This is a genomic window from Palleronia aestuarii (assembly GCF_003253995.1).
In the GTDB taxonomy this organism is placed as follows: Bacteria; Pseudomonadota; Alphaproteobacteria; order Rhodobacterales; family Rhodobacteraceae; genus Palleronia; species Palleronia aestuarii.
In genome coordinates, this window is the sequence record NZ_QKZL01000003.1 from 241,282 (window position 1) to 258,412 (window position 17,131).

The 17,131-nt window shown below is 64.6% G+C and carries 17 protein-coding genes; 11 read left to right on the top strand and 6 right to left on the bottom strand.

Annotated elements, in window-relative coordinates:
* The first annotated feature begins 36 nt into the window (after positions 1 to 36).
* Positions 37 to 1,695 carry an NAD+ synthase gene (locus LX81_RS05235; protein WP_111536236.1) on the top strand — a complete coding sequence of 553 codons (1,659 nt, stop codon included), beginning with the start codon at positions 37 to 39 and terminating at the stop codon, positions 1,693 to 1,695.
* A 217-nt stretch (positions 1,696 to 1,912) separates the two neighbouring features.
* On the opposite strand, the gene LX81_RS05240 is transcribed toward LX81_RS05235, so the two are convergent.
* The 3 genes from LX81_RS05240 to LX81_RS23295 form a co-directional block, all read right to left on the bottom strand.
* Entirely contained in the window at positions 1,913 to 2,356 is a 444-nt protein-coding gene (locus tag LX81_RS05240; RefSeq protein ID WP_111536237.1) for a lipocalin-like domain-containing protein, read from the bottom strand.
* Between the two features lie 208 nt (positions 2,357 to 2,564).
* Entirely contained in the window at positions 2,565 to 3,341 is a 777-nt protein-coding gene (locus LX81_RS05245; protein ID WP_111536238.1) for a Bax inhibitor-1/YccA family protein, read from the bottom strand.
* 138 nt (positions 3,342 to 3,479) lie between these two features.
* A complete protein-coding gene (locus LX81_RS23295; protein ID WP_111536239.1) occupies positions 3,480 to 3,740 on the bottom strand; it encodes a DUF1127 domain-containing protein in 261 nt (86 codons plus the stop codon).
* A 69-nt stretch (positions 3,741 to 3,809) separates the two neighbouring features.
* Here LX81_RS23295 and LX81_RS05255 point away from each other — a divergent pair, with 69 nt between their 5' ends.
* A complete protein-coding gene (locus LX81_RS05255; RefSeq protein ID WP_111536240.1) occupies positions 3,810 to 4,706 on the top strand; it encodes a LysR family transcriptional regulator in 897 nt (298 codons plus the stop codon).
* Between the two features lie 9 nt (positions 4,707 to 4,715).
* Here LX81_RS05255 and LX81_RS05260 read toward each other — a convergent pair whose 3' ends face one another.
* Positions 4,716 to 5,678 (bottom strand): NADPH:quinone oxidoreductase family protein, encoded by a 963-nt coding sequence (locus LX81_RS05260; RefSeq protein ID WP_111536241.1) that lies wholly within the window; start codon positions 5,676 to 5,678, stop codon positions 4,716 to 4,718.
* A 194-nt stretch (positions 5,679 to 5,872) separates the two neighbouring features.
* On the opposite strand from LX81_RS05260, the gene LX81_RS05265 reads away from it, so the two are divergent.
* The 3 genes from LX81_RS05265 to LX81_RS22705 all read left to right on the top strand — a co-directional run bounded on the left by LX81_RS05265 (position 5,873) and on the right by LX81_RS22705 (position 8,116).
* Positions 5,873 to 6,250 (top strand): helix-turn-helix domain-containing protein, encoded by a 378-nt coding sequence (locus LX81_RS05265; RefSeq protein WP_111536242.1) that lies wholly within the window; start codon positions 5,873 to 5,875, stop codon positions 6,248 to 6,250.
* Positions 6,251 to 6,330: 80 nt separating this feature from the next.
* Positions 6,331 to 7,128 carry an inositol monophosphatase family protein gene (locus LX81_RS05270; protein ID WP_111536243.1) on the top strand — a complete coding sequence of 266 codons (798 nt, stop codon included), beginning with the start codon at positions 6,331 to 6,333 and terminating at the stop codon, positions 7,126 to 7,128.
* A gap of 121 nt (positions 7,129 to 7,249) precedes the next feature.
* Complete coding sequence (locus LX81_RS22705) at positions 7,250 to 8,116, top strand: CAP domain-containing protein (RefSeq protein WP_234822498.1); 867 nt, start codon at positions 7,250 to 7,252, stop codon at positions 8,114 to 8,116.
* Here LX81_RS22705 and guaD read toward each other — a convergent pair.
* Positions 8,099 to 9,397, bottom strand: coding sequence for a guanine deaminase (gene guaD, locus LX81_RS05280; protein ID WP_111536245.1), 1,299 nt, complete (start codon positions 9,395 to 9,397; stop codon positions 8,099 to 8,101). The two genes, LX81_RS22705 and guaD, sit on opposite strands and share 18 nt — an antisense overlap.
* Positions 9,398 to 9,527: 130 nt before the next feature.
* Between guaD and mgtE the strand changes: the two genes are divergently transcribed.
* The 6 genes from mgtE to LX81_RS05310 all read left to right on the top strand — a co-directional run bounded on the left by mgtE (position 9,528) and on the right by LX81_RS05310 (position 15,370).
* Positions 9,528 to 10,922, top strand: coding sequence for a magnesium transporter (gene mgtE, locus LX81_RS05285; protein ID WP_111536246.1), 1,395 nt, complete (start codon positions 9,528 to 9,530; stop codon positions 10,920 to 10,922).
* Positions 10,919 to 11,476, top strand: a complete 558-nt coding sequence (locus LX81_RS05290; protein ID WP_111536247.1) for a 5-formyltetrahydrofolate cyclo-ligase — start codon at positions 10,919 to 10,921, stop codon at positions 11,474 to 11,476. Before mgtE ends, LX81_RS05290 begins: the two co-directional genes overlap by 4 nt.
* A 65-nt stretch (positions 11,477 to 11,541) precedes the next feature.
* Positions 11,542 to 12,366 (top strand): TIGR00282 family metallophosphoesterase, encoded by an 825-nt coding sequence (locus LX81_RS05295; protein ID WP_111536248.1) that lies wholly within the window; start codon positions 11,542 to 11,544, stop codon positions 12,364 to 12,366.
* Positions 12,367 to 12,436: 70 nt separating this feature from the next.
* Entirely contained in the window at positions 12,437 to 14,209 is a 1,773-nt protein-coding gene (locus LX81_RS05300; protein ID WP_111536249.1) for an SLC13 family permease, read from the top strand.
* The gene (locus LX81_RS05305; protein ID WP_111536250.1) at positions 14,209 to 14,568 is read left to right on the top strand and encodes a hypothetical protein; all 360 of its coding nucleotides are present in this window, start codon (positions 14,209 to 14,211) and stop codon (positions 14,566 to 14,568) included. Before LX81_RS05300 ends, LX81_RS05305 begins: the two co-directional genes overlap by 1 nt.
* Positions 14,569 to 14,629: 61 nt before the next feature.
* A complete protein-coding gene (locus LX81_RS05310) occupies positions 14,630 to 15,370 on the top strand; it encodes a YebC/PmpR family DNA-binding transcriptional regulator (protein WP_111536251.1) in 741 nt (246 codons plus the stop codon).
* Positions 15,371 to 15,385: 15 nt separating this feature from the next.
* On the opposite strand, the gene LX81_RS05315 is transcribed toward LX81_RS05310, so the two are convergent.
* Positions 15,386 to 16,894, bottom strand: coding sequence for a malonate--CoA ligase (locus tag LX81_RS05315; RefSeq protein ID WP_111536252.1), 1,509 nt, complete (start codon positions 16,892 to 16,894; stop codon positions 15,386 to 15,388).
* Between the last annotated feature and the right edge of the window lie 237 nt (positions 16,895 to 17,131).

A 17,131-nucleotide genomic window follows, 5' to 3' on the forward strand; every position in this document is an offset into this window, starting at 1 on the left:
AGTTCTGCTAAGCCCGTCGCCAAAGAAAGGCGTGGAATGACCGACGAATTTCGCCTCACGCTGGCGCAGCTCAATCCCGTCGTGGGCGACCTCGACGGAAATGCGAAACTTGCCCGGGAGGCATGGGGGGAGGCGCGGTCCGCCGGCGCCGGCATGATCGCCTTCACCGAGATGTTCATCACCGGCTACCAGATCCAGGACCTGGTGATGAAGCCTGCCTTCGCCGCGGCCGCGATGGACACGATCGAGCGGCTCGCCGTCGAGTGCGCGGACGGCCCCGCTATCGGGATCGGCGGCCCCTATGCGGTGGAGGGCAAGCTTTATAACGCCTACTGGATTCTCGAGGGTGGGCGCGTCGCGGCGCGGGTCCTGAAGCACCGCCTGCCCAACAAGGAGGTCTTCGACGAGGTCCGCATCTACGATTCCGGTCCGATCACGGGGCCCTATCGCGTCGGCCCCATCCGGATCGGCACACCGATCTGCGAGGATGCGTGGACCGGCGACGTTGCCGAGGCGATGGCGGAATCGGGGGCGGAGATCCTGCTCGTCCCGAACGGCTCGCCGTATCATCGGGGCAAGTTCGACACCCGGCTCTCGCTCATGGTGGCGCGGACGATCGAGACGGGGCTCTCCTCGATCTATCTCAACATGGTGGGCGGACAGGACGATCAGGTCTTCGACGGCGCCTCCTTCGTCCTCAATCCGGGCGGCGTCCTCACGCATCAGATGCCGGCCTTCGATAGCGCACTTGCCCATGTCGATCTGGTGCGGACCGAAGCGGGATGGCGGGCGAAGGACGGCGAGAAGTCAAAATTGCCCGATGCCTGGGAACAGGATTACCACGCGATGGTGGTGGGTCTGCGCGACTATTGCGGGAAGTCCGGGTTCGGCAAGGTGCTGCTCGGTCTTTCGGGCGGAATCGATTCCGCCATCGTCGCGACGATCGCCGCCGACGCACTCGGTCCCGACAACGTCCGCTGCGTGATGCTGCCGTCCGAATACACGTCGAAAGCCTCCCTCGACGACGCCGCGGCGGTGGCACGCAATCTCGGCTGCCGTCTCGACGAGGTCGGGATCGAGGGGCCGCGAAAGGCGGTGACGGAGGCGCTGGCGCATCTCTTCGAAGGGCGCGAGCCGGATCTCACCGAAGAGAACATCCAGTCCCGCCTGCGGGGCCTGAGCCTGATGGCGATCTCCAACAAGTTCGGAGAGATGCTGCTCACCACCGGCAACAAGTCCGAAGTGGCGGTCGGCTACGCGACGATCTACGGCGACATGGCGGGCGGCTACAATCCGATCAAGGATCTTTACAAGACGCGCGTCTTCGAGACCTGCCGCTGGCGCAACGCCAACCATCGCGACTGGATGCTCGGCCCATCCGGAGAGGTGATCCCGCCGGGCGTGATCGACAAGCCGCCCACCGCCGAACTTCGTGCCGACCAGCGCGACGACGAAAGTCTGCCGCCCTACGAGGTGCTCGACGTCCTTCTCGAAGAGCTGATCGACAACGAGGCGTCGGTGGCCGAGATCGTCGCCAAGGGCTTCGATCGCGATATGGTGAAGAAGGTCGAGGCGCTGATCTATGCAAGCGAATACAAGCGCATGCAATCGGCGCCGGGTCCCCGCCTGACGCGCCGGAGCTTCTGGCTCGATCGCCGCTACCCGATCGTCAATCGCTGGCGCGATCCCTCCTGATCCCGTCCGGACGGTGCAGTTCACGCGACCTCGGATCGGACAGCTCCCGGTCCTAGTACAGCAGGCATCCGGGATCACCTGATCGGGTCAGGCAGTACGCGCGTTCTTCGACCCTTCGCCTACATCATTCTCCGTAGGTGTCCGCCGACAGGTTCAGGAAGAGCGTGGGAATGCCCACGAAACGTTTGGTCCGCAATATTATTTTTAGAACGGACACTTATGATGCGCCAACGGCTCGATCCTTTGTGAATTCCATCCGGTAGACCACCTCTTCTCCGGTGGTCGGATCGACGCCAGGAGCTCCGTTGATGAACAGCCGATCTCCTTCGAGCGTGAACGGACGGTCGAGCGCCCCGCGCCAGGTCGGGTTCCACGACCCGTCGACCTCATGGATGACCCGATTTCCCTCTATACGGTACGAGGCGACATAAGCGAGCATGTCGTCGAAGAGCCTCGCTTTCTCCTCCATCGTCCACGCCCGATCTCGTGGCGGGAAACGATCGCGACGGAACACCGATGCCATCACGCGCCCGCAGCGATGGTATGCGATATAGCCGATCGGAGAGGGCCCCAACGCGTCTGTGATCTCTCCGGTCGCGACGGACGTTCGGGTCCAGGCATCCATACGCCACGAACCGATCAATGCCTCGAGTCCCGCCACCAATGCATCCTCCCGCCGACTTGCGTTCTTAATAATGCACGCGGTTCGATCCTGTCGCCAGTGCGCCTGCGCGCGGGTCATGCAAGACTGGCCGATCCCAAGCGACCCTAAAAGCTGCCAATGAAGTTCGCGGTCATGCCCAAACAAAAAAAAGCCCGCCGGAAAACCGGCGGGCCTGGCATCGTCGTCCGATGATCCGATCAGCGGATCATTCGCGGTTCCCCATGAAGCTCAGGAGGAACATGAAGAGGTTGATGAAGTCGAGATAGAGGTTCAACGCCCCCATGATCGCCGACTTGGCGAGCCATTCACGGTCCATCGAATGCGCATGCTGGATGTAGTCGTTCTTGATCCGCTGTGTGTCATAGGCGGTCAGGGCCGCGAAGATCAGCACGCCGAGCGCCGAGATCGCGAACATGATCGCGGGCGAGGCCAGGAAGATGTTCACGATCGACGCGACGATCAGGCCGATCACGCCCATGATAAGGAAGCTGCCCCAGCCGGAGATATCCTTCTTGGTCGTGTAGCCCCAAAGCGACAGGCCCGCGAAGGCGATCGCCGTGATGAGGAACGTCTGCGCGATCGACACACCCGTGTAGACGATGAAGATCGAGCTCAGCGACAGGCCCATCAGCACCGCGAAGGTGTAGAAGAAGAGCTGCGCACCGGCCGCGGAGATGCGGTTGATGACCGCCCCGAACGCAAAGACCATGATCAGCGGTGCGAACATGATGAGCCAGCGCAGCGGCGAGGCATAGATGGCCTGCCCGAACTGCGTGAGGAACGTGTCGTTGGCGATCTGCGCGGTGGCACCCGACGGATCGGCCGTGGTGGCTAGACCGGCGAAGGACCAAGCGGCAAGACCCGTGATGACCATGCCGACGGACATCGTTCCGTAGACCTTGTTCATGTGAGCCCGTAGACCCTGATCGATCTCGGCGGCGCGCGTCCCTGCGCCAGTCCGGATCGTCTGATAGTCAGCCATTGATCGCCTCCAAGATGCCTAGTTATGCCGGGCGGTGAATGGATCCCGTACCCTCCACATCGATATTGTCAGGAGAGCACGATATTTCAAGATACATTGGCATCGCGCGATCGTGAACTCCGGCGGCAATTCGTAGGTTCAGGTCCGGTGGTTCGAGGTATCGTCCCAGAAAGGTCTGGCCGTCTCTCTGCGCGCGTCCTCTCGTGTCACCCCGATATCGGCAAGATGTTCGGGTCCTAGATATGCCAGCGCCTGCCGTCCCCGACGGAGTTGGCTCCAGCGCGCGAAGGTTGCACGCAGGCTGAAGTGGACCGGTATGCGGGGTAGATATGTACCGGATATCGAATAGCTCGTGGATTTTGTCTCCGTGATTGGAGGGGGACGTTTGATCAGTTCCATTGATCTATACGGAAGCGAGAGCTATACCGAAAACGAATGATATTGACGTGACGCATCAGGAAATTTGATATGCCGAAGAACCTCGACCTGACTGCCCTGCGTTCGTTCGTTGCTGTCGCGGAGAAGGGTGGGGTCACGCGTGCCTCGGGCTATCTCAACCTGACGCAATCGGCGGTCTCGATGCAGCTAAAGCGTCTCGAGGAAAGCCTCGGCCTCGGCCTCATCGACCGATCGGCCCGCAGCGTTTCCCTCACGGCCACCGGGGAGCAGCTGCTGTCATACGCAAGACGGATGCTCGATCTCAACGATGAGGTCATGGCGCGGATGACCGATACGGCCTTCGAGGGGGAGATTGTCCTCGGCGTGCCGCATGACGTCATATATCCCGCGATCCCCAACGTCTTGCACCAGTTCGCGACCGATTTTCCGAGGATGCGGGTTAAGCTCCACTCCCAGCACACGAGCGGCCTGAAGGAGATGCTCGCCCGCGGGCAATGCGACTTCATCCTGACGACGGAAGACACGCTCGATCCCGGAGGCGAAACGCTCGCGACCATCCCGCTCGTCTGGATCGGGGCACCGAACGGCACGGCATGGCGCGAACGGCCCTTGCGACTTGCATTCTGCACCAACTGCATCTTTCGCAAGGGCGCGCAGCGCGCTCTCGATGCGGCGGGGATCGATTGGGAGATGGCCATCGAGTCCGATTCCGACCACGCCGCCGAAGCGACCGTGGCCGCCGATCTCGGGGTCTATGCCGTGCTCGACGGCACGCAACCGCCCTATATCGAGCGCGTCCCCACAGGCTCCGGACTGCCCGATCTCGCGGCGCAGAACATCAACCTCTATGCATCGGGAATGGTGAAGGGGGAAGTCGCGCAGGTCCTCACTGATCTGCTGCGGCAGAACTACCGGACGATGTCCCGGCCGCGCAGCGCGATCCGGGGCGTCGCAGCGGCCGAATGAGAGCCGTAGCTATCCCATCGTGATGACGATTTTCCCGGTGGCCTTGCGTTCGCGAAGGAGTGCAAGGCCCTCCGAGGCACGCTCGAAGGGCAGATGTTGGGAGATGTGCGGCCGCAGATGCCCGTCGGCATGCCACTTCATGAGAGTTGCCAGGCTTTCTTTCAAGACCTCCGGGGCGAACTGCGCATAGGCCCCCCAGTAAATCCCGATCAGGCTCGTGTTCTTCACGAGAAGATGGTTGAGCGCCACCTCCGGAACCGTGCCGCTCGCGAACCCCACGACGAGCGCACGACCTTCAGGGCGGCACGCGCGGAGGGCATGCTTCATCGCCTCGCCCCCCACGGCATCGAAGACGACGTCGCAGCCGCCGAGATCGAGGAGGGCGGCTCGCAGGTCGGGCGTCTCCGCGTCGATCACGTAATGGGCGCCCGCCTCCTGCGCGACGGACAACTTCTGGCGCCCGCGCGCCACGGCGATGACCCTGGCGCCGAGATGGCGGCCGATCTCTACAGCGGCAAGCCCGACGCCACCGGCGGCCCCGAGGATCACGAGCGTCTCTCCCCGGGCGAGGCGAGCGCGGCGGTCGAGAGCGAGATGCGCGGTCCCGTAGGCGATCTGGAACCCCGCGGCGATGTCGAAGGGCATCGTGTCGGGCAGCCGGATCGCGCGGTCCGCGTCGAAGACACCGAAATGCGCCAATCCGCCCTGACCGGCATAGACTGCGACGCGATCTCCCGGAGCGAACGCAACGTCATCCGACCCCACCGCATCGATCGTGCCCGCGACCTCCAACCCGAGCGTGAAGGGCAAGGCAGGCCGCTCCTGGTACGATCCACGCGCCAAGAGAAGGTCGGCGAAGTTCAGTCCGCATGCGGCAATCTTTAGGCGGATTTCCCCGGTTTTTGGAGGAGGGCAATCAATTTCACGCATTTGTGGCTGCTGCGTATGCGAATGAACTTGAAGCGCCTGCATGGCATGTTCCTTTTAGTGGAAACCAATTCGTGCTATACAACCTTGCCGGAATGTACTTTGCGATCGTCGATAGGAACCCGACCTATCCCCAGCGTGATACAGGGTTAATTTGCGACCTGTCTATTTGGGCAGGTTGCGCAAATGGTTGTTTGCGAGCGATTTGGTTCAACCAGGATGATAGGGGATGGGATGATATGAAGCACCCGGTAGACGTTCATGTGGGCAAACGTGTCCGCCATCGCAGATGGATGGTCGGCATGACCCAGCAACAACTTGCCGAAAAAGTCGGCATCAAGTTTCAACAGATCCAGAAGTACGAAACCGGCATGAACCGCGTCAGTGCCTCCCGTCTCTGGGACATCGCAGATGCGCTCGAGGTTCCGGTGGCGTTCTTCTTCGAGGGGATCGATCAGGCCGAGGCAGACATGCCGATGTCCGAAGGCCTCGGCCCGAAGACGGACCTGCTCGCCGACCGCGAAGCGCTTGAACTCGTGCGCTCGTATTACGCGATCCCGGAGGCGCAGCGCCGCCGGCTCTTCGAACTAGCGCGCGTTCTGAGCGACGTCGCCTGACGGAACGGCCGTTCCCGCCCCTGGTCCAGCTCACGGATCACAAGGGGGCGGGACGGCCGTGAAAGAGATCGGTCGCCTCCATGCCGCACGATGCAGGCCTCATCCAGGAACTGATGGAGACGGCCCATGCGGCCGTCGACATCGCGAGACCCGAGACATTGCGATATTTCCGCAAGCCGGGACTGATGACGGCGAACAAGACGACGGATGGTTTCGATCCCGTCACCGAAGGGGATCGAGCCGCGGAACGGGCCATGCGGGAGCTTTTGGCCCGCAAACGGCCAGACGATGCCGTTCTGGGCGAAGAATTCCCGCCCGTCTCAGGTACGAGCGGGCTGACCTGGATCCTCGATCCGATCGACGGGACCCGGGCCTACATGTCCGGCGCGCCGAGCTGGGGTATCCTGCTCGCCGTGGCCGACGAGGATGGCCCGATCCTCGGGATCGTCGACCAGCCCTATATCGGCGAGCGGTTCGTGGGAGGACCTGACGGCGCCTGGCTCGATGGCCCCGCAGGACGCATTGCCCTCGAGACGCGGGATACGTCCGACCTTTCCGAGGCCATTCTTTTCACGACGTATCCGGAAGTCGGCACCGAAGAAGAAAGCGCGGCATTCTGGCGCCTCGCGGCCCGCGTGAAACTGACGCGATACGGGCTCGACTGCTATGCCTATGCGCTCCTCGCGGCCGGTCAGATCGACCTAGTGGTCGAGGCGGGATTGCAGACCTATGACATTCAGGGCCCGATGGCCGTCGTCCGCGCCGCGGGTGGCATCGTCACGGACTGGCAGGGTGGAGACGCGTCCAACGGCGGTCGTGTGATCGCGGCCGCGAACAGAGCCCTTCACGAACAGGCTCTCGCCCTTCTTGCGACGTGACGCGAGCGCAGCCGATTCGCGAAACGGGTCCGGGCCTTTCCCGACCTGATTGTCTCAACGAAACTCACAAAAACGATCAGATCGCAAAAGTGATATTGTTTCCGGGGCCGGGATTTGTTCGTTGGAGCCCGCGAAAAAGTTCGTCGCCATGCGGTACGACCGCCTCAGTAACGCGGGCAACGATGTAGCCGGTATCTCTTCAGACGCGCTTGGCGTACCGGTCAAAACGGGGATGTCCGACCGCTACATCTGCCAGGCCCAAGCGTTGTCGCCGACATCCATCGCCTGTTGCTCTAACCTTGAACTCGCCTGTGCCGGAGAGCCTAGGCGATCGCATCGTCTGACCATGGGGCTCGCAAGATCGATCGCCCCTTGCCGAAGTTTATCGCATCCATCGCGATGGACACAGACGACGACCAATCCATCCGAAAAGATCTATCGGCAGAATGAAGGCACTCGCGAGCTCGCCTTGAAGCAATCGCAAGAGTTTATTCACCTTTTCGATCTGTTCTGGGCGATACCCGGATCACGGAGGTCGAAGATGCGCGCGTTCGTCTTCATCGCTTTGCTCTTGCTCGTCGCCTGTCAGGGAACGACGTCTCCGGTGCTTTCACCGGACCGATCCGCGGCTTCGGTGGAAGGCGGCCTCAACGCTTACCGCGCGGCGGCGAATGTGCCACCCGTGACACGGGACCACCGCCTCGATCGCGCGGCCCGGAGCCATGCGGCCGATATGGCGCGTCACGGCTTCATGGATCATCGGGGGTCCGATGGATCGACCCATGCGACCCGCATCCGACGGAGCGGTTATCCTTACTGCGGGGCCGCCGAGAACGTCGCCAAGGGGCCCTTTTCGCACCACTCCGTCATGGCGGCGTGGTGGGGCTCACCCAAGCACCGCAGCAACATGGTACTCGCTCGCGTCGAGCATTATGGGCTCGCGCAGGTCGGCGATGCCTGGGTGCTCGTCCTAGCACGATCCTGCTGAGCGGCGACCGGCTACCCAGACGCCCGCCACGGCACGGTCGTCGCCCATCATGATCGTCGGGAAGATCGCCTCCCATGGATCCTCCGCTTGGGCGACGCGCTGTGCGATCGCGGGTGTGGAGGCCAGGTCGAGCGCTACGAGATCCGCCGCGCTCCCCATCTCGAGCGTGCCGATCTCCGCCTCCATCTTCAGCGCCCGGGCGGAGCCTTCGGTGGCGAGCCAGAGCAGTTGCGCGGGATGGAGCGCGGTGCCTGCGAGTTGCGCGATCTCGTAGGCGGCCGCCATGGTGCGCAACATCGAAAAGGACGAGCCGCCGCCGGTATCGGTGGCAAGCCCGACGCGAAGCCCCTCGGCCTTTGCTTGGCCCATGTCGAAAACCCCCGACCCGATGAAGGTGTTCGAGGTCGGACAATGGACGAGTGCCGCACCGACCTCGCGCAGCCTGTCGCGTTCGCGCGGCTCGAGATGGATGGCGTGGCCATAAAGCCCGTTCCCGCCGAGAAGGCCGTGGCTCTCGTAGGTGTCGAGATAGTCGCGCGCGTCGGGAAACAGGTCCCGAACCCACGCGATCTCGTCGAGCTGTTCGCTCAGGTGGGTCTGCATCAGGCAATCGGGATGCTCCGACCAGAGTGCCCCGAGCGCCGAGAGCTGGTCGGGCGTGGAGGTGGGCGAGAAGCGCGGCGTGATCGCGTAACGGGCCCGACCCGTCCCGTGCCAGTGCGCGAGCAGGGTCTTGCTCTCGTCGTAGGCGGTCTGGGCGGTATCGAGAAGGCCCGGAGGCGCATTGCGATCCATGCAGGTTTTGCCGGCAACTACTGCCATGGACCGTTCCGCCGCCGCCGCGAAGAAGGCGTCGACGCTTTGAGGATGGATCGTGCAGAAGCTCGCCAGCGTGGTCGTGCCGTGTGCAAGCGCCAGATCGAGCGTCCGCTTCGCGAGGTCGGCCGCATGGGCGGGATCTGCGAGCTGCATCTCGGCCGGAAAGGTATAGGTGTTCAGCCAGTCGATCAGCCGCTTGCCCCAACTCGCGACGATACCGGTCTGCGGATAATGCATGTGGGCGTCGACGAAGCCCGGCAATATCAGCGCGTCGCCCATCGCCGAGCGCGCGGCGCCGGGGAACTCGGTCTCGAGCCTGCCTCGCTCGCCCACCCCGGCAATGCGGCCATCCCCGTCGATCGCGACGGCACCGTCGGAAAGCACCCGAGCGGCTTCGGTCGGAGGGACGGTGAAAGGGTCGTCGTCGAAGAGGAGGACCTGCCCGGTCACAAGATGGTTCATTCCGGCTCCCAAGGTTTCTGACGCTCTAGGCCAGCATCGCGGCCAGGTAAATCACCCGGGCTACTGGCAGGCCCCGGCGGGATCGCATAACCTCCGCGCGATCTCTCGATATGCCCCTCAGGAGGACCTCATGGCTGAACCGGAAGAGCCCGCCATCCTCCCGGAGCGGGAGATCGAGGACGACGCCTACGCCCTCGATGGCGAGACCGTCCGGGCGATCCGGGACGCGGTCGAGGGGGACGATGGCGCGGCGCTGAAGGCGCTGATGGCGCCGCTCCATCCCGCCGACATCGCCGACCTCCTCGAGCAGATGGATCAGGGGCCACGTCACCGCCTGATCGACCTCTACGGCCAGGATTTCGACGGCGAGATCCTTTCCGAACTCGACGAATCCGTACGCGAGGACGTGATCGCCGCGCTGTCGCCGCGCGTCCTGACCGAGGCAGTGCGCTCACTCGAATCCGACGATGTCGTGGACCTCCTCGAGGATCTCGACGAGCCGCAGCAGGAGGCGATCCTCGAAGCGCTCGAGATGGGCGACCGCGTGGCCGTCGAGCGTGCCATGTCGTTCCCGGACGGATCCGCCGGGCGCCTCATGCAGCGCGAGGTCGTCACCGCGCCCGAGCACTGGACGGTCGGCAATGCGATCGACTTCATGCGCGCGAGCCTCGATTTGCCGGAGCAGTTCTACCACATCGTGCTCGTCGATCCGCGCCATCGGCCCGTCGGGCACGTGACGCTCGGCAAGGTCATGTCGGCCGACCGCGTGACGCCGCTGAAGGAGCTGCAGGAGCCGAGCTTCCGTACGATCCCCGCGACGCAGGACGAGGAGGACGTGGCCTATGCCTTCAATCAGTATCACCTGATCTCCGCGCCGGTCGTGGACGAGGATGGTCGTCTCGTGGGCGTCATCACCATCGACGACGCGATGTCGGTCTTGTCCGAGGAGAACGAGGAGGACCTTCTGCTCCTCGCAGGTGTTGGCGACGAGAGCATCACCGATCGCACGATGCAGATCGCGCGGCAGCGCTTTCCCTGGCTCCTCGTCAATCTCGGTACTGCGATCCTCGCCTCGCTCGTCATCGCACAATTCGAATCGACGCTCTCTGCGATCGTGGCGCTTGCCGTGCTGATGCCGATCGTGGCCTCGATGGGCGGCAATGCCGGCACGCAATCTATGACCGTCGCCGTCCGTGGCCTCGCCACCCGCGACCTCACCGGTTCGAACGCGCTCAGGGTCTTGCGGCGCGAGGTGACGGCATCTCTTCTCAACGGACTGGTTTTTGCCGTTATCATGGGCGTGATCGGCTGGATCTGGTTCGGCACGATGATGCTGGGGGTGGTGCTGGGGCTCGCGATGATCATCAACCTCATCGTCGCGGGTCTCGCGGGCGTTCTCGTGCCGCTGGGCCTTGCCCGCGTGGGCGTCGATCCCGCACTGGCCTCCGGGACCTTCGTCACGACCGTGACCGACGTGATCGGGTTCTTCGCTTTCCTGGGACTTGCCGGCATCGTATTGCTATGAGCCTCGCGGCGCGGAAGGACGAGGCGCGGAAAGCGGCTTTCCTCCGCCGCACGGCCGCACGGGCCGCCGCAGGTCCCGGGGAGGCCGATCTTCTTTCGCAGGTTCTCGATCGCTATCCGGGGCGGCCCGTCGCGGGCTATGCCGCCCTGCGGACCGAGATCGACCCGTCGGAGGCTTTGGCGCGGGCCGCGCGCTCCGCGACAGTGGGGCTCCCGGTCGTCGTCGGGGCAGGGCAGCCTCTGCGCTTCCGATCCTGGCATTCGGGCGTCGAGATGACCTCGGGTCCATTCGGCGCCCCCGTGCCGGCGACGGGCGACTGGATGATCCCGGAGATCGTCATCGTGCCACTCGTGGCCTTCGACCAGAGGGGTGGACGGCTCGGCTATGGCGGTGGTTTCTACGACCGGACGCTCGCGCTTCTGCGCCGGAATCGAAACGTACTCGCCGTGGGGTTCGCCTTCGCCGCGCAGGAGGCGTGCGATCTGCCGCTCGAGCCGACCGACGAGCCGCTCGACCTGATCGTGACGGAACGCGCGATCATCGATCCCGCATGAGCATTCCGCGCGGGGTCGTCGCAGCGCCGATTGCCCTTCGCGCAAGCGTGATTTAGGGCGATCGCATGAGACTTCTTTTCCTCGGGGACGTCATGGGCCGTTCCGGCCGAACGGGCATCGTCGACCGCCTGCCGGCATTGCGGGAGGCGTGGTCGCTCGATTTCGTCGTCGTGAATGCCGAGAACGCGACGAACGGCGCGGGATTGTCGCCCGATCACGCGAAGGGGCTTCTCGATGCCGGGGCGGACGTTCTGACACTCGGCGATCATGCCTTCGACCAGCGCGACATGCTTCGTTTCGTGGAAACGGAGCCCCGCGTGATCCGGCCGCTGAATTTTTCGAAATCGGCGCCGGGCAAGGGCGCTCGAGTCTATGCGGCGCCCGGCGGGAAGCGCGTGCTTGTGACCCAGGTTCTGGGCCAGGTCTTCATGAAGCGGCCCTACGACGATCCGTTCTCGGCACTCGATCCGGTGCTGCGCGCCGCGCCGCGGGGCGGTGCGGTGCAGGCGGCGCTTGTCGACATCCATTGCGAGGCGACGTCGGAGAAGATGGCTGTGGGCCATTATTGCGACGGGCGGGCGAGCGTGGTCGTGGGAACCCATACCCATGTTCCGACGGCGGACGCGACCGTGCTGCCCGGCGGAACCGCCTATCTCACCGATGCGGGCATGTGTGGCGATTACGACAGCGTCATCGGCATGCAGAAGGAGGAGCCGCTGCGCCGCTTCGTGACCGGCATGCCGAAATCCCGGTTCGAGCCGGCGCGCGGGGCCGCCACCCTTTGCGGTCTTTACGTCGAGACCGACGATGCGAGCGGTCGGGCGATCCGTGCGGTTCCGGTACGGCAGGGTGGAAAGCTGGAGACGTCCGGCCCGTCTGCCGTACAATAGCCACCCGGATGCCCGCATCCCCCGCCGTCTCGCGGCCCTCGCCGCGCCCGTTTCCGAAGGGATCGCCGCAATGCTGCCCATGATCCTCGATCCGACGCTCCAGGCAATTCTCGCCTTCGGCATAGTGATCGGCATGTTCGTCCTCTTCGCACGCGAGGTCTATCCCACCGAAGTCGTGGCGATCGGTGGGGCTGCACTCATGTTCGCGCTGGGCCTTCTGCCCTACGACGCGGCGCTCGACGTCATGTCGAACCCCGCGCCCTGGACGATCACGGCGATGTTCCTCATCATGGGGGGGCTCGTGCGTACCGGGGCACTGCAATGGCTGACGGGCGTTGCCGATGCGCGGGCGGCCCATAATCCGAGGCTGACGCTCGTCCTGCTGCTCTGCGCCGTGGCGGTCGGATCGGCGTTCATGAACAACACGCCCGTCGTGGTGGTGATGATCCCGGTCTTCATCCAGCTTTCGAAACGCCTCGGGGTCGCCCCCTCGAAACTCCTCATCCCGCTCAGCTACGCGGCGATCCTCGGGGGGACGATCACGCTCATCGGGACCTCCACGAACCTGCTCGTCGACGGCGTGGCCCGGTCCCAGGGGCTCGAGCCCTTCTCGATCTTCGAAATCGCGCCGCTCGGGATCATCCAGGTCGCGCTGGGCGGTCTTTACATGACCCTGGTCGGCCGCCACCTGCTGCCGAAGCGGCAATCCCTGGGTGTCATGCTGAGCGATCGCAGCAAGATGAAATACTTCACCGAGGTCGCGATTCCGGAAGGATCGAGCTTTGCGGGACGGCCCGTGCTGGGCGTCGAGCTCTTCAAGCGCGAGGGCGTACGTCTGATCGACGTGCTGCGCGGCGACGCCTCGCTCCGCCGCGACCTCGGATCGGTCGAGCTTGCCGAGGGCGACCGCGTCGTGTTGCGCACGGAGATGGCGGAACTCCTGAGCCTGCAGCAGGAATTGCGCGGCGTCGACAAGCTCTCCTCCGTCGAAACGGAGACGGTCGAGGTCCTGATCTCCCCGGGCTGCCGGATGATCGGGCGGTCGCTCGGCGCGATGCGTCTGCGGCGGCGCTACGGCGTCTATCCCCTGGCGGTCCATCGCCGCAACGAGAATATCGGCCGCCAGCTCGACGAGGTCGTCGTCCGCGTTGGCGACACGCTGCTTCTGGAGGGGGCGAGTGCGGATATCCGGCGGCTCGCGCAGGACATGGAGCTTCTCGACATCGCGCGTCCGACCGCGCAGGCCTACCGACGCAACCTCGCCCCGGTCGCCATCGGCTCCCTCGCCGCCGTCGTCGTGCTGGCCGCGCTGGGCGTGGCGCCGATCCTGGGCCTGGCGATGGTTGCGGTGGCGGTGATCCTGTTCCTGCGCTGCATCGATGCCGACGAGGCGTTCTCGTTCATCGAGGGACGGCTCCTCGCGCTGATCTTCGCGATGCTCGCCGTGGGGGTCGGTTTGCAGGAATCGGGCGCGATCGCCCTGCTCGTGGGATGGCTCTCGCCCCTCCTGGCCGATGCGCCGCCGGTGCTTCTCCTCTTCGCCGTCTACCTCATCGCGACGACGCTCACGGAAATGGTGTCGAACAATGCGGTGGGGGTGATCCTGACCCCGATCGCCATCGAACTGGGCGCATCGCTCGGTCTCGATCCCCGCGGCCTCGTTGTCGCTGTGATGTTCGCGGCATCGGCCGCGTTCTCCACGCCGATCGGCTACCAGACGAACATGATGGTCTATGGGCCAGGCGGATATCGCTTTACCGACTACATGAAGGTCGGCATACCGATGAACCTGATGCTCGGCATTTCCGCGAGCCTCTTCATTCCGCTGATATGGCCTTTGTGATGCGTGCGATCCTGATCTGCCTCGCGCTTGGTGCCTGCGGCGCCGCGCCAGACCTTTCGACCGTCCCGCCATCGGGGGACGTGTCGCCGGTCGCGGTCACACTCTACCGCGATACGGTCACCGCGCGCATGAGCGACGGCACGCTCTGCACCGGGGTCCGCGATGCCCGGTCGGGTCCGTGGCGCACGGCGTTTGGCGGCTGCCCGCATGGCTGGCCCGTGGCCGTCGAGCGTACCGCACCGGTGCCCCGCCTTCCGCTGTCGCCTGCCGCGTCCGACCCGTGGGTGACCGTCACCCCGCCGGGCCGCGGCCCCCTCGGTTTCGCACCGGAACCGCGGAACGCGGTTCCCGGGACTTGAACCGACCCGCCGGGCTGGCGTATAGGGCGGTCCGGATCGCAGACATCGGGAGAGACGACGCATGGCGGGCCATTCCAAATGGGCGAACATCCAGCATCGGAAGGGCCGTCAGGACGCCGCGCGCTCCAAGCTCTTCTCGAAGCTCGCCAAGGAGATCACCGTGGCCGCCAAGATGGGCGACCCGGACCCCGACAAGAATCCGCGCCTGCGCCTCGCGGTGAAGGAGGCCAAGGCGCAATCGGTGCCGAAGGACGTGATCGATCGCGCGATTAAGAAGTCGCAGGGCGGTGACGGCGAGAATTACGAGGAGATCCGCTACGAGGGCTACGGCCCGAACGGCGTGGCCCTGATCGTCGAGGCGATGACCGACAATCGCAACCGCACGGCCTCCACGGTCCGGTCCACCTTCTCCAAGAACGGCGGCAATCTGGGCGAGACGGGCTCCGTCTCCTTCATGTTCGACCGCAAGGGCCAGGTGACCTATCCGGCCGATGCCGGGGATGCCGACGGCATCATGATGGCCGCGATCGAGGCGGGCGCGGAAGATGTCGAGAGCAGCGAGGAGGGCCACGTGATCTGGTGCGCGGATACCGATCTCGCGGAGGTCGCGGCGAAGCTCGAGGAACAACTCGGTGAATCGGACACGACGAAGCTCGTCTGGCGTCCGCAGACGACGACGGAGATGGATCTCGACGGGATGCAGAAGCTGATGAAGCTCATGGATGCTCTCGACGACGATGACGACGTGCAATCCGTCACCGCCAATTTCGAGACCTCGGACGAGGTGATGTCGCAGCTCTGAGGCCCGCGGAGAACGTCAGGCGAAGAGATCCGCGTAGGTCTTTCGCAGAATGTTCTTCTGGACCTTGCCCATCGTGTTCCTCGGCAGCTCATCGGTGAACACAACGCGTTTCGGCTGCTTGTAGCGCGCGAGGCTTTCTTCTAGCGGTGCGATGACCCGCGCTTCCTCTAGGGCCTCCCGCGCGACGACGACGGCGACGACACCCTCGCCGAAATCGGGGTGGGGGACGCCGATCACCGCGCTCTCCACCACGCCCGGGAGAGCGTCGATGACCTCCTCAACTTCCTTCGGATAGACGTTGTAGCCGCCGGATATGACGAGGTCCTTGTCGCGACCGACGATGATCACGTAGCCATCCGCGTCGATCCGTCCGAGATCGCCGGTCATGAAGAATCCGTCCTCGCGGAACTCCTGCGCGGTCTTCTCCGGCATGTCCCAGTAGCCCCGGAAGACGTTCGGCCCCCGAACTTCGATCCCGCCGATCTCGCCGTCGGGCAGCGGATCCCCGTCGGGCGACACGATGCGCAATTCCGTCCCCGCGAGCGGGAAGCCGACCGTCCCCGCGCGGCGCTCGCCGTCATAGGGGTTGGACGTGTTCATGTTCGTCTCGGTCATGCCGTAACGCTCCAGGATGCGCTGGCCCGTCCGCGCCTCGAAGGCCGTATGGGTCTCCGCAAGAAGCGGCGCGGAGCCGGAGGTGAAGACCCTCATATGCGCCGTGGCGTCCCGCGTCAGTCGCGGATCGTCGAGCATCCGGGTATAGAATGTCGGCACGCCCATCATCGACGTGGCCTTTGGCAGGTGGGCGAAGACCGCGTCGAGATCGAAGCGCGGCAGGAAGAGGAGCGCGCCGCCGGCCACGAGGAGCGTGTTCGTCGCGACGAATAGGCCATGCGTATGGAAGATCGGCAGCACGTGGAGAAGGACGTCGTCCGCGTCGAACCGCCAGGTTTCCCGCAGGACCTCGGCGTTCGAGAGAAGGTTCGCATGGCTGAGCATCGCACCCTTCGACCGTCCGGTCGTCCCCGAAGTGTAGAGGATCGCCGCAAGATCGTCCGGGCCCCGCGAAATCGTCGTGAAATCCGTACCGGCCTTTGCCGCGTGCTCGGCGAGCGTGCCTCCGGTCCCGTCCTCGTCGAGCGTGAAGAGGCGGGCGCCGGCATCGGCGGCGAGAGGCGCGAGCGCCTCCTCCCGGTCGGGAGGGCAGACGAAAAGGGCGGGTTTCGCATCCCCGAGGAAATAGGCGATCTCCGTCGGCGTGTAGCCTGTGTTAAGCGGCAGAAAGACCGCCCCCGCACGGATCGCCGCGAGATAGAGTACGAGGGCCTCGATGGATTTGCCCGCCTGCATCGCGACCCGGTCACCCGGTGCGACGTCATTCTCGACGAGCACGTTCGCAAGGCGCGCGATCCGTGTTTCGAGATCCCCGAAGGAAATCTCGCGATCCCCGGGCAGAAACGCGAAGACGCGCTCGCGTTCGGCAAGTCCGGCCCGCAGCAAGCCGTCGTAGAGATGGTTCGTCATGCGTCGCCTCGTCCCGGATGTGTTACGGGATGACGTTCGACAGAACCGGCCCTGCCGGCCAATCGTATGACGCCTTTCATGCGGATGCCTCCCTCGTCTTTTCTTGCGCGCCAGACGACCACGTTTCGGCCGATCTTGCAAAACGGATCGCGACGTCGGGTCGTAACGTGCCCTTTTCGACCGCGAGGCCGGTATGGATCCCGCGCTGCAGGCTTGCAATCTTCCGCGCAATATTAT